Annotated in this window: 11 protein-coding genes; 9 read left to right on the forward strand and 2 right to left on the reverse strand. The window is 68.4% G+C overall.

From position 1 onward, the window contains the following. The first annotated feature begins 18 nt into the window (after window positions 1–18). From eccD to ACFYP5_RS37060, 6 genes are all read left to right on the forward strand, one after another. Window positions 19–1,500, forward strand: a complete 1,482-nt coding sequence (gene eccD / locus ACFYP5_RS37035) for a type VII secretion integral membrane protein EccD (RefSeq protein ID WP_389044135.1) — start codon at window positions 19–21, stop codon at window positions 1,498–1,500. A 242-nt stretch (window positions 1,501–1,742) separates the two neighbouring features. Then, a complete protein-coding gene (gene rpsO, locus ACFYP5_RS37040; RefSeq protein WP_030933198.1) occupies window positions 1,743–2,033 on the forward strand; it encodes a 30S ribosomal protein S15 in 291 nt (96 codons plus the stop codon). Between the two features lie 336 nt (window positions 2,034–2,369). Then, window positions 2,370–4,583: a polyribonucleotide nucleotidyltransferase gene (locus tag ACFYP5_RS37045; protein ID WP_389044138.1), complete on the forward strand. Its 2,214-nt coding sequence runs from the start codon at window positions 2,370–2,372 to the stop codon at window positions 4,581–4,583. Further along, the gene (locus ACFYP5_RS37050) at window positions 4,580–5,959 is read left to right on the forward strand and encodes a M16 family metallopeptidase (RefSeq protein ID WP_389044141.1); all 1,380 of its coding nucleotides are present in this window, start codon (window positions 4,580–4,582) and stop codon (window positions 5,957–5,959) included. Before ACFYP5_RS37045 ends, ACFYP5_RS37050 begins: the two co-directional genes overlap by 4 nt. A 23-nt stretch (window positions 5,960–5,982) precedes the next feature. Then, window positions 5,983–6,735: a 4-hydroxy-tetrahydrodipicolinate reductase gene (gene dapB / locus ACFYP5_RS37055; protein WP_389044142.1), complete on the forward strand. Its 753-nt coding sequence runs from the start codon at window positions 5,983–5,985 to the stop codon at window positions 6,733–6,735. A 14-nt stretch (window positions 6,736–6,749) separates the two neighbouring features. Beyond that, entirely contained in the window at window positions 6,750–7,226 is a 477-nt protein-coding gene (locus ACFYP5_RS37060) for a hypothetical protein (RefSeq protein ID WP_389044145.1), read from the forward strand. A gap of 63 nt (window positions 7,227–7,289) precedes the next feature. On the opposite strand, the gene ACFYP5_RS37065 is transcribed toward ACFYP5_RS37060, so the two are convergent. Together ACFYP5_RS37065 and ACFYP5_RS37070 are read right to left on the reverse strand one after the other, a co-directional pair. Continuing rightward, the gene (locus ACFYP5_RS37065) at window positions 7,290–7,841 is read right to left on the reverse strand and encodes a hypothetical protein (protein ID WP_389044147.1); all 552 of its coding nucleotides are present in this window, start codon (window positions 7,839–7,841) and stop codon (window positions 7,290–7,292) included. Between the two features lie 94 nt (window positions 7,842–7,935). Next, window positions 7,936–8,175 (reverse strand): hypothetical protein, encoded by a 240-nt coding sequence (locus ACFYP5_RS37070; protein ID WP_389044149.1) that lies wholly within the window; start codon window positions 8,173–8,175, stop codon window positions 7,936–7,938. A gap of 186 nt (window positions 8,176–8,361) precedes the next feature. Here ACFYP5_RS37070 and thyX point away from each other — a divergent pair, with 186 nt between their 5' ends. From thyX to ACFYP5_RS37085, 3 genes are all read left to right on the forward strand, one after another. Continuing rightward, window positions 8,362–9,099, forward strand: coding sequence for an FAD-dependent thymidylate synthase (thyX, locus tag ACFYP5_RS37075; RefSeq protein WP_389044152.1), 738 nt, complete (start codon window positions 8,362–8,364; stop codon window positions 9,097–9,099). Between the two features lie 152 nt (window positions 9,100–9,251). Beyond that, window positions 9,252–10,151 (forward strand): 4-hydroxy-tetrahydrodipicolinate synthase, encoded by a 900-nt coding sequence (gene dapA / locus ACFYP5_RS37080; RefSeq protein ID WP_389044153.1) that lies wholly within the window; start codon window positions 9,252–9,254, stop codon window positions 10,149–10,151. 129 nt (window positions 10,152–10,280) lie between these two features. After that, window positions 10,281–11,966 (forward strand): ribonuclease J, encoded by a 1,686-nt coding sequence (locus ACFYP5_RS37085; protein WP_389044156.1) that lies wholly within the window; start codon window positions 10,281–10,283, stop codon window positions 11,964–11,966. Window positions 11,967–12,248 lie beyond the last annotated feature (282 nt).

Below are 12,248 nucleotides of genomic sequence, written 5' to 3' on the forward strand. Positions count from 1 at the left end.
ATCAGGGGGACCAGACACGTGAGTACGACTGCAGCGACGGGCTTCTGCCGCGTCACTGTCGTGGCGCCCGACAGCCGTATCGACGTCGCCCTGCCGGAGGACATCGCAGTCGCCGACATCTACCCGGAGATACTCCGGCTCACCGGCCAGACCCAGGCGGCCGGCGACCCCACCGGTTACCACCTGGTGCGCCGCGACGGCACGGTGCTCGACGGCGCGCGCACGCTCGCCTCCCAGCAGGTGCTCGACGGCGAACTCCTCAGCCTGCGCCCGTTCGCGCAGTCACTGCCGCCCGCCGTCTTCGACGACGTGTCGGACGCCGTCGCCTCGGCCGTCACCCGGGACCGACACCTGTGGAGCGACGAACTGCTGCGCGGCGCCGGACTGCTGGGCGGCGTACTCCTCCTCGTACTGATGGGCTTCGTCCTCTGGTTCGCCGACCCCGTCCGGCACGACATGCACAGCCTGCCCGGACTCATCGCGGGCGCCGCCGGACTGCTGCTCACCGCGTTCGCGGGGGTGCGCGCCCGGGTCTACGGGGACCGGGTCACCGCGGTCGCGCTCGGCCTCGGCGCGCTGCCCCTCGTACTCATCGCAGGCTCGGGCATCATCGGCCCGGACGCCGGCCAGGGCCCCGGCCGGCTGCAGTTCCTGCTCGGCTGCGTGTCCGTCCTGGTCGCGTCCGTCGTCCTGGTCGCTCTGACCCCGAGCGGCGACGCCCCGTTCGTCGCGGCGACCTTCGTCGCCACCGTCGGCACCCTCGCCACCTTCGTCGCGATCCTCACCGAGGTCTCCGCCACCGGGACCGCTGCGGTCTGTGCCCCGGTCGCCCTCGGCCTCGTCGCCTTCCTGCCCGGCCTTTCCGCCCGCTTCGCCCGGCTGCCCATCGGCTACGCGTCACCACGCACCGCTCCGGGGGGTTACGACGACAGCTTCACGGACCCGAACGCCTCCCCGGAGCCCGAAGGCGCCCCCGTCGACGCCGAGCGCATCGCCGCACAGGCCCGCCGCGGCCACGAGATGCTGCTCGGTCTGGTCGGCGGCTGCGCGGCAGTCGTCGTCGGGTCCGCCGCCGTCCTGGGTTTCTCCGGCAACGTCTGGGGCCGGCTCCTCGCCCTCGCAGCCGGACTCGCGATGCTGCTGCGTGCCCGCCTCTTCCGCTACACCTCGCAGGTCGCCTGTGTCCTGGCGGCGGGCCTCGGCGCGGTCGCCCTGCTGATCCTCGGCCTCTCCCTGAACCCACCGGCCGACCTGGTGGGGGAGCTGGCCCGGTACGGGGAGAGCGGCTCCCTGGACATCCGCACGGTCTGGCTCTCCGCGGCTGTGGCCGCGGGCGCCGCACTGCTGACGGCGATCGGCCTGAGCATTCCCCGCAGGGGCCTCTCCCCGTTCTGGGGGCGCCTCCTCGACCTCACGGAGAGCGCCCTCCTCCTCTCCCTGGTACCGCTCTGCCTGGCCGTACTGGACGTCTTCGCCAGAGCGAGAGCCCTCACCAGCTGAACCGATCCACGCCGGGCACAATCGATCCTGTCCGGCGATCGAGGACGAAGCGGCACCTGGAGGCCCCCGGCAACCCGGCTCTGCCGGCCTGGTACGCTGTGTGACGGCCGTTTGTGTACGCGCCCCCGGATCATCCTGAGGGCTGCGCTCATCGGACCTTCGTCCTCGAGTAACGGAAGACCCCCTGAGATCAAGACCAGGGGCGCTCGTGGGCGCATCGGAACATCAAAGAGGAGTACCGCGTGTCGCTCGACGCCGCTACGAAGAAGCAGATCATGTCCGAGTTCGCCACCAAGGAGGGTGACACCGGTTCCCCCGAGGTCCAGGTGGCCATGCTCTCCCGTCGCATCTCGGACCTGACGGAGCACCTCAAGACGCACAAGCACGACCACCACTCCCGCCGTGGTCTGCTGATCCTCGTCGGCCAGCGTCGCCGCCTCCTGCAGTACCTGGCCAAGAAGGACATCCAGCGCTTCCGTGCCCTGGTCGACCGCCTCGGCATCCGCCGCGGTGCGGCCGGCGGCGCCAAGTAAGACGCCGTGAAGGGAGCGGTTCCCATGACTGAGGGAACCGCTCCCTTTGTTGTACGTACAGGTGTGCGTGCAACAGCATGTACGGGACGTGACCGGCTCGCCCGGTCGACCGGAATGCCAAGCTGAGCCGAATCTCAGTAACCTGGTTCCGGAACGTCCCGCAGACGAGCGGAAGAAGCAGCCTCCCCGCCGCCGGTCCTCGGTAGTGGCCCCCGGACAGAGCAACCCGGGTGCTTCGATCGAAGACCGGCCCGCCGATGGAGCGCGCTTCTCCGCACCGTCCCCCGCCACACGGGCGTGGGGGCGAGAAGACGATATGTATCGGAGAAAACGCTAGTGGAGAACGAGACCCACTACGCCGAGGCCGTTATCGACAACGGAACCTTCGGCACCCGCACCATCCGCTTCGAGACGGGCCGCCTGGCCAAGCAGGCCGCCGGCTCCGCCGTTGCGTACCTGGACGACGACACCATGGTGCTGTCGGCCACCACGGCCTCCAAGAAGCCGAAGGACCAGCTCGACTTCTTCCCCCTCACGGTGGACGTCGAGGAGCGGCAGTACGCCGCGGGCAAGATTCCCGGCTCCTTCTTCCGCCGCGAGGGCCGCCCCTCCGAGGACGCGATCCTCACCTGCCGTCTGATCGACCGGCCGCTGCGCCCCTCCTTCAAGAAGGGCCTGCGCAACGAGATCCAGATCGTCGAGACGATCATGGCGCTCAACCCCGATCACCTGTACGACGTGATCGCGATCAACGCCGCCTCCTGCTCCACGCAGCTGGCCGGCCTGCCCTTCTCCGGCCCGATCGGTGGCACCCGTGTCGCCCTGATCAAGGGCCAGTGGGTCGCCTTCCCGACGCACACCGAGCTCGAGGACGCCGTCTTCGACATGGTCGTCGCCGGTCGCGTCCTGGAGGACGGCGACGTCGCGATCATGATGGTCGAGGCCGAGGCCACCGAGAAGACCATCCAGCTCGTCAAGGACGGCGCCGAGGCCCCGACCGAAGAGGTCGTCGCCGCCGGTCTCGAGGCCGCGAAGCCGTTCATCAAGGCCCTCTGCAAGGCCCAGTCGGAGCTCGCCGCCAAGGCTGCCAAGCCCACCGGCGAGTTCCCGGTCTTCCTCGACTACCAGGACGACGTCCTGGAGGCGCTCACCGCCGCCGTCAGCACCGAGCTCGCCAAGGCGCTCACCATCGCCGGCAAGCAGGAGCGCGAGGCCGAGCTGGACCGCATCAAGGAGATCGCCGGCGAGAAGCTGCTCCCGCAGTTCGAGGGCCGCGAGAAGGAGATCTCCGGTGCCTACCGCGCGCTGACCAAGAAGCTGGTCCGCGAGCGCGTCATCAAGGACAAGGTCCGCATCGACGGCCGTGGCGTCACGGACATCCGTACGCTCGCCGCCGAGGTCGAGGCCATCCCGCGCGTGCACGGCTCGGCGCTGTTCGAGCGTGGCGAGACCCAGATCCTGGGCGTCACCACGCTGAACATGCTCCGCATGGAGCAGCAGCTGGACACCCTCTCCCCGGTGACCCGCAAGCGCTACATGCACAACTACAACTTCCCGCCGTACTCCGTCGGTGAGACCGGCCGCGTGGGCTCGCCCAAGCGCCGCGAGATCGGCCACGGTGCGCTCGCCGAGCGCGCCATCGTGCCGGTGCTGCCGTCGCGCGAGGAGTTCCCCTACGCGATCCGCCAGGTCTCCGAGGCGCTGGGCTCCAACGGCTCGACGTCCATGGGCTCGGTCTGCGCCTCCACCATGTCGCTGCTGAACGCCGGTGTGCCGCTCAAGGCCGCCGTCGCCGGTATCGCCATGGGTCTGATCTCCCAGGAGATCGACGGCAAGACCCACTACGTCGCCCTGACCGACATCCTCGGTGCCGAGGACGCGTTCGGTGACATGGACTTCAAGGTCGCCGGTACGAAGCAGTTCGTCACCGCGCTCCAGCTCGACACCAAGCTCGACGGCATCCCCGCCTCGGTCCTGGCCGCCGCGCTGAAGCAGGCCCGCGACGCCCGCCTCCACATCCTCGATGTGATGAACGAGGCCATCGACGTCCCGGACGAGATGTCCCCCAACGCCCCGCGGATCATCACCGTCAAGATCCCGGTGGACAAGATCGGTGAGGTCATCGGCCCCAAGGGCAAGATGATCAACCAGATCCAGGAGGACACCGGCGCCGACATCACGATCGAGGACGACGGCACCATCTACATCGGTGCCCAGCAGGGCTCGCAGGCCGAGGCCGCCCGCGCCACGATCAATGCGATCGCCAACCCGACCATGCCGGAGGTCGGCGAGCGTTACCTGGGTACGGTCGTCAAGACCACCACCTTCGGTGCGTTCGTCTCGCTCATGCCGGGCAAGGACGGCCTGCTGCACATCTCGCAGATCCGCAAGCTCGCCGGTGGCAAGCGCGTGGAGAACGTCGAGGACGTGGTTGCGGTCGGAGCCAAGGTCCAGGTCGAGATCGCCGAGATCGACTCCCGCGGCAAGCTCTCCCTCATGCCCGTGATCGAGGGCGAAGAGGACGAGAAGAAGGACGACGCTGCCAAGTGACGTCCCGTAGTTCCGTGGCGACGGCCCGCACCTCCTCGGAGGCGCGGGCCGTCGCCCGTACCCAAACGCTCCTCAAGGGCACCAACGGCATCGGCACCGTTCGCCGCACGGTTCTCCCCGGCGGCCTCCGGATCGTCACCGAGACCCTGCCCTCCGTACGCTCCGCCACCTTCGGTATCTGGGCCAACGTCGGATCACGCGACGAGACGCCCAGCCTGAACGGCGCGACGCACTACCTCGAGCACCTCCTCTTCAAGGGCACCGCCGCGCGCAACGCCCTCGACATCTCGTCCGCGATCGACGCGGTCGGCGGCGAGATGAACGCCTTCACGGCGAAGGAGTACACCTGCTACTACGCGCGGGTCCTCGACACCGACCTGCCGCTGGCCATCGACGTCGTCTGCGACATGCTGACCGGCTCGCTGATCGCCGCCGAGGACGTCGACGCCGAGCGAGGCGTCATCCTCGAAGAGATCGCGATGACCGAGGACGACCCGGGCGACTGCGTGCACGACCTGTTCGCGCACACGATGCTCGGCGACACGCCCCTGGGCCGCCCGGTCCTCGGCACCGTCGACACCATCAACGCACTGAACCGCGGCCAGATCGCCCGCTTCTACAAGAAGCACTACGACCCCACCCACCTGGTCGTCGCCGCCGCCGGCAACGTCGACCACGCCACGGTCGTACGCCAGGTCCGTAAGGCCTTCGAGCGCGCCGGCGCCCTGTCCCGTACGGAAGCCGTCCCGGTCGCACCCCGCGAAGGCTCCCGCACCCTGCGCACCGCGGGCCGGGTCGAGCTGCTGAACCGCAAGACCGAGCAGGCCCATGTCGTCCTCGGCGTCCCGGGCCTCGCCCGTACCGACGACCGGCGCTGGGCACTCGGCGTACTCAACACCGCCCTCGGCGGTGGAATGAGCTCCCGCCTCTTCCAGGAGGTACGGGAGAAGCGCGGCCTCGCCTACAGCGTGTACTCGTACACCTCGGGCTTCGCCGACTGCGGACTCTTCGGCGTGTACGCGGGGTGCCGGCCCAGCCAGGTCCACGACGTCCTGAAGATCTGCCGCGACGAACTCGACCGGGTAGCGTCCGACGGACTGAGCGACGAAGAGATCAGCCGCGCCGTCGGCCAGCTCTCCGGCTCCACCGTGCTCGGCCTGGAGGACACCGGCGCCCTGATGAACCGCATCGGCAAGAGCGAGCTGTGCTGGGGCGAGCAGATGTCGGTCGACGACATGCTGAGCCGGATCGCGCAGGTCACCCCGGACGACGTCCGGGCAGTCGCCGGCGAGGTACTCGGCCGGCGCCCCTCGCTCTCCGTCATCGGTCCGCTCAAGGACAAGCAGGCCGGCCGCCTCGACGAAGCGGTCTCCTAATCCACCCGTAAGGAAGCAGAGCAATGAGCAAGCTGCGCGTGGCCGTTCTCGGCGCCAAGGGCCGTATCGGATCCGAAGCGGTACGAGCCGTCGAGGCCGCCGACGACATGGAACTGGTGGCCGCACTCAGCCGCGGCGACAAGCTGGAGACGCTCGCGGAAGCCGGCGCCCAGGTCGCGGTCGAACTCACCACCCCCGCGTCGGTGATGGGAAACCTCGACTTCTGCATCCGGCACGGAATCAACGCGGTCGTCGGCACCACCGGCTGGACCGACGAACGGCTCGCGCAGCTGGACACGTGGCTCTCCGCCTCCCCGGAGACCGGTGTGCTCATCGCGCCGAACTTCTCCATCGGCGCCGTCCTCACCATGAAGTTCGCGGAGCAGGCCGCACGCTACTTCGAGTCCGTCGAGGTCGTCGAACTGCACCACCCCAACAAGGTCGACGCCCCCTCCGGCACCGCCACCCGCACCGCCCAGCTGATCGCCGAAGCCCGGAAGAGGGCCGGCTCCGCCCCGCAGCCCGACGCCACGGCCACGGCCCTCGACGGCGCCCGCGGTGCGAACGTCGACGGCGTCCCGGTCCACGCGATCAGGCTCCGTGGCCTCCTCGCCCACCAGGAGGTACTGCTCGGCGGCGAGGGCGAGACCCTCACCATCCGCCACGACTCCCTGCACCACAGCAGCTTCATGCCGGGCATCCTGCTGGGTGCACGCCGTGTGGTGACCACTCCGGGCCTCACCTTCGGCCTGGAACACTTCCTCGACCTGAACTGACTGAGCCCACCGCCATGCGCGCAAAGATCACATACTCCGTCACCGCCGCCGTCCTGGTCTTCTACTTCGCCCTGGTCGGCAGCCGTGGCCTGCTGCTCATCAAGCACGGCACGCTGCTCACGGTCACCTTCGGGGTCGCGGTGCTGATCCTGCCGGTGATCGGCATCTGGTTCCTGTGGAAGAACACCCAGTTCGTCCGCAGGGCCAACGCCCTCGCCGCAGAGCTGGACGCCGAGGGCGGCCTGCCCGTCGACGAACTGGTCCGTACCCCGGCCGGCCGTATCGACCGTGACTCGGCCGACGCCGTCTTCGTACGGCGCCGCGAGGAGACCGAGGACTCCCCGGACGACTGGCGCTGCTGGTTCCGGCTCGCGGTCGCCTACCAGGACGCCCGGGACACCCCGCGCGCCCGCAAGGCCATGCAGCGCGCCATCGCCCTGCACATGAGCACGTCGAGCCCGGCGGCCGCATCGAGCTCGTCCGGCGACTGAGGACGTCCTTCGAGCCCGTCCGGCGACCGTGGACAGAACCGGCCGCCGGGCGGGCTCGAAGCTCTAGCCGGGCCGGTACTCGTCGTCCCAGGCCTCTATCGTGTCCGCGGCCCGGTCGAACGCCTCGCTGCGCCCCAGGAAGTCCGCGTTGCTGTCGGTGAGCAGCGGCGGGACGGCCTCGCCACCCAGACGTACGAGGATCAGGGCCTGTCCCTGCACCGTGCGCGGGAATCCGAGCCACTTCACCGGCTGCTGCACCGTACGGACCGCGGTGACCCGGTTCCACGGCACGGTGGTCGTTATGAAGAAGCCCACCCGCCGCACTCCGTGCCGGCTCACCCAGGCACCGACCCGAAGCATCCGCAGGGCACAGAGGATCACCACGAGGGCGAGCCCGAGGCATGCCACGGCCCCGGGCAGCGCCCCGGCGAACGCGATGATCATTCCTGCGATCAGCACGTACGAAGCGAGCAACAACAGGGTGGCCGCCGCGGCGACCCGCCACGGCCCGGGGCGGTAGGGGCGCCGCCAGCTGTCGTGGTCGTCGAACGGCAGCGCGATGTCGTCAGCGCTCGCGTCAAACGCGCGGTCGGCCGTCAGAAAGGGCAGGGGCACGACTGATCCTCACTCACAAGCACGCTCGATTGCTGTGCCCGGTGAGGCTACCGAGCAGGCCACCGCCGCTACCACCCCAGGGGCCCCGTACGAGTCAGGGGCCGTGCGCGGCCTCGGTCTGCTGAGTGTGCGAGGGGGCGTCGGCCGGGGCAAGCGCGGGAAGGCCGAAAATCAATGATCCGGCAAGGCCGGCGAGGACCGTCAGTCCTACGAGGGAACGGGCCGCCAGCTGGGCGGCGGTGGCGCGTTCACGGGGCGGAGGCGTGACGTTGCTACGGAATCGGTCGGCCTCGGCCACGAAGGCGAACGGGACGGCTTCACGCCGGCGGAACATGAGGAAGCTCTCCTTGATCTCTGTTACAGGTGCTGCTACAGAGTCAGACGCACGACGCGCCCATTCGGTGCCCCGAATCACCGGATTGGCCGAAGAAATCCCCGGACGGGCCTTCCGCGCCTCGTTGTCAGTGGCGGCCCGTAGAGTGGGCGCCGCCCGAGCGACGCAATTGGAAGGACCCCGCCGGTGACCGAGACCCCCGAGCCCGCAAAGCCCAGCTTCCGCAGCGATGTCACCGTCGAGCTGGTGAAGCACTCCGCAGCCGACTCCGACGTCCTGTTCGCCGCCCGTGTCTCCACGGCCGGAGAGCAGTCCCTGGAGGAGGTCAGCAAGGACCCGGAGCGTTCGAAGGGGCTCATCAACTTCCTGATGCGCGACCGCCACGGGTCCCCGTTCGAGCACAACTCGATGACGTTCTTCATCAGCGCCCCGATCTTTGTGTTCCGTGAGTTCATGCGTCACCGGGTCGGCTGGTCGTACAACGAGGAATCGGGCCGCTACCGGGAGCTGGAGCCGGTCTTCTACGTCCCCGGTGAGGCGCGCAAGCTCGTTCAGCAGGGCCGCCCCGGCAAGTACGAGTTCGTCGAGGGCACCGCGGCCCAGCAGGAGCTCACGGGCCGTGTGATGGAGGACTCGTACCGCCAGGCGTACGAGGCCTACCAGGAGATGCTCGAAGCCGGAGTGGCCCGTGAGGTCGCCCGCGCCGTGCTCCCGGTGGGACTCTTCTCGTCGATGTACGCCACCTGCAATGCCCGCTCGCTGATGCACTTCCTCGGCCTGCGCACCCAGCACGAGCTGGCGAAGGTGCCGTCCTTCCCCCAGCGGGAGATCGAAATGGTCGGTGAACAGATGGAGGAACAGTGGGCGCAGCTCATGCCGCTCACCCATGCAGCCTTCAACAAAAATGGACGCGTAGCCCCGTAGGCGGTGTCCGTATTGCGACGTTTCGTGAAGTTCATCTAGGCTGATCAAACGGACCCGGCACTGCTTGAACCCCCGAGCAGGCAGTGCCGGGCTCCTATCCCTTGTCCCCCCGAGGGGACACCGCGCGCTTAGCAACGAGTAGCGTGTTACCCATGGCTCCGATCTCCACTCCGCAGACCCCCTTCGGGCGGGTCCTCACCGCTATGGTCACGCCCTTCACGGCGGACGGCGCACTCGACCTCGACGGCGCCCAGCGGCTCGCCGCCCATCTGGTGGACGCAGGCAATGACGGCCTGGTCATCAATGGCACCACCGGCGAGTCCCCGACCACCAGCGACGCGGAGAAAGAGCAGCTCGTACGGGCTGTCCTGGAAGCAGTGGGGGACCGAGCCCATGTCGTCGCCGGTATCGGCACGAACGACACCCGCCACAGCGTGGAGCTGGCCCGTACGGCCGAGCGCGCCGGCGCCCACGGCCTTCTCGCCGTGACGCCGTACTACAACAAGCCGCCGCAGGAAGGCCTCCTCCGCCACTTCACGGCGATCGCGGACGCCACCGGTCTGCCGGTGATGCTCTACGACATTCCCGGCCGCAGCGGTGTGCCGATCGACACAGAGACGCTGGTCCGGCTCGCCGAGCATCCGCGCATCGTCGCCAACAAGGACGCCAAGGGCGACCTGGGCCGCGCCAGCTGGGCCATCGCCCGGTCCGGCCTCGCCTGGTACTCCGGCGACGACATGCTGAACCTGCCGCTGCTCTCGGTCGGCGCCATCGGATTCGTCTCCGTCGTCGGCCACGTCGTCACCCCCGACCTGCGCGCCCTCATCGAGGCGTACCTCGGCGGAGACGTCCAGAAGGCCACGGAGATCCACCAGAAGCTTCTGCCGGTCTTCACCGGCATGTTCCGTACCCAGGGCGTGATCACCACCAAGGCCGCGCTCGCGCTGCAGGGCCTGCCCGCCGGCCCGCTCCGCCTCCCTCTGGTGGAACTCACCGCACAGGAAACGGCGCAGCTCAAGATCGATCTCGCCGCCGGTGGGGTACAGCTGTAACCACAGACTTCACAACTGAATACGCGAGGAAAGCTCGCAACAGCGACAACACAGACAACAGCAAGTGCACGAATGACATGCGCGCCACGTGCCTCAGCGGTACGTGGCGTGCGTGGTAAGGAGAGTCTTTTGAGTCATCCGCACCCCGAACTCGGCACCCCGCCGAAGCTCCCGAAGGGTGGCCTCCGGGTCACCCCGCTGGGCGGCCTCGGCGAAATCGGCCGCAACATGACGGTTTTCGAGTATGGCGGCCGCCTGCTCATCGTCGACTGCGGAGTGCTCTTCCCCGAGGAGGAGCAGCCCGGAATCGACCTGATCCTGCCGGACTTCACCACGATCCGGGACCGTCTCGACGACATCGAGGGCATCGTCCTCACGCACGGCCACGAGGACCACATCGGTGGTGTCCCGTATCTGCTGCGGCTGAAGCCGGACATCCCGCTCATCGGCTCCAAGCTGACCCTCGCCCTGATCGAGGCGAAGCTCCAGGAGCACCGCATCCGTCCGTACACCCTCGAAGTCGCAGAGGGCCAGCGCGAGCGCATCGGCGTCTTCGACTGCGAGTTCATCGCGGTCAACCACTCCATCCCGGACGCTCTTGCGGTCGCCATCCGCACGCCCGCGGGCATGGCGGTCGCGACCGGTGACTTCAAGATGGACCAGCTCCCGCTGGACGGCCGTCTCACCGACCTGCACGCCTTCGCCCGGCTGAGCGAAGAAGGCATCGACCTTCTCCTCTCCGACTCGACGAACGCAGAGGTCCCCGGCTTCGTACCGCCCGAGCGGGACATCTCCAACGTCCTGCGCACGGTCTTCGCGAACGCGCAGAAGCGCATCATCGTGGCGAGCTTCGCCAGCCATGTGCACCGCATCCAGCAGATCCTCGACGCGGCACATGAGTACGGCCGCCGGGTCGCCTTCGTCGGCCGTTCGATGGTCCGCAACATGGGTATCGCCCGTGATCTCGGCTATCTGAAGGTCCCCGCGGGCCTGGTCGTCGACGTCAAGACCCTCGACGACCTGCCGGACGACGAGGTCGTGCTGGTCTGCACGGGTTCCCAGGGCGAGCCGATGGCCGCGCTGTCCCGCATGGCCAACCGCGACCACCAGATCCGGATCGTCCCGGGCGACACGGTGATCCTCGCGTCGTCCCTGATCCCGGGCAACGAGAACGCGGTCTACCGCGTGATCAACGGCCTGACCCGATGGGGTGCCAACGTCGTCCACAAGGGCAACGCCAAGGTCCACGTCTCGGGCCACGCCTCGGCCGGCGAGCTGCTGTACTTCTACAACATCTGCAAGCCGAAGAACTTGATGCCGGTCCACGGCGAATGGCGCCACCTGCGGGCCAACGCCGAATTGGGCGCCCTCACAGGCGTACCCAAGGACCACATCGTCATCGCCGAGGACGGCGTCGTCGTCGACCTCGTCGACGGCAAGGCCAAGATCGTCGGCAAGGTCCAGGCCGGTTATGTGTACGTCGACGGCCTCTCGGTCGGAGACGTCACGGAGACCTCCCTCAAGGACCGTCGCATCCTCGGTGACGAGGGCATCATCTCGGTCTTCATCGTGGTCGACAGCACCTCCGGCAAGATCACGGGTGGTCCGTACATCCAGGCGCGGGGCTCCGGTATCGACGATGCGGCTTTCACCGCCGTCGTGCCGAAGATCGAGGAAGCGCTCAACAAGTCCGCCCAGGACGGCGTGGTGGAGCCGCACCAGCTCCAGCAGTTGGTCCGTCGCTCGATGGGCAAGTGGGTTTCCGACACCTACCGCCGGCGCCCGATGATCCTTCCCGTCGTCGTCGAGGTCTGACGCCCCGACAGGAGCGAACTACGGAGCGGGGCCCCCGATTTGCATCGGGGCGCCCCGCTCCAGTACGTTTACGGCTCCGCCTGACCGGGAAGCACCCCGCGCACTCGTGCGTGGAGGTCACCCCGCAGGGGGCGGGAATTCCGACTCAGAACTTCTGATAAAGTCGGATCCGCCGAAAGGCAAAGGCCACTCCAACGGCCATCGGAATCAAATTCGGACCGGAAACGGAACGAAAATGAGTCTGGTAAGGTTGGGCCCGCCGGAAAGGGAAACGCGAAAGCG

Source organism: Streptomyces sp. NPDC005262, assembly GCF_042872425.1.
Lineage (GTDB): Bacteria > Actinomycetota > Actinomycetes > Streptomycetales > Streptomycetaceae > Streptomyces.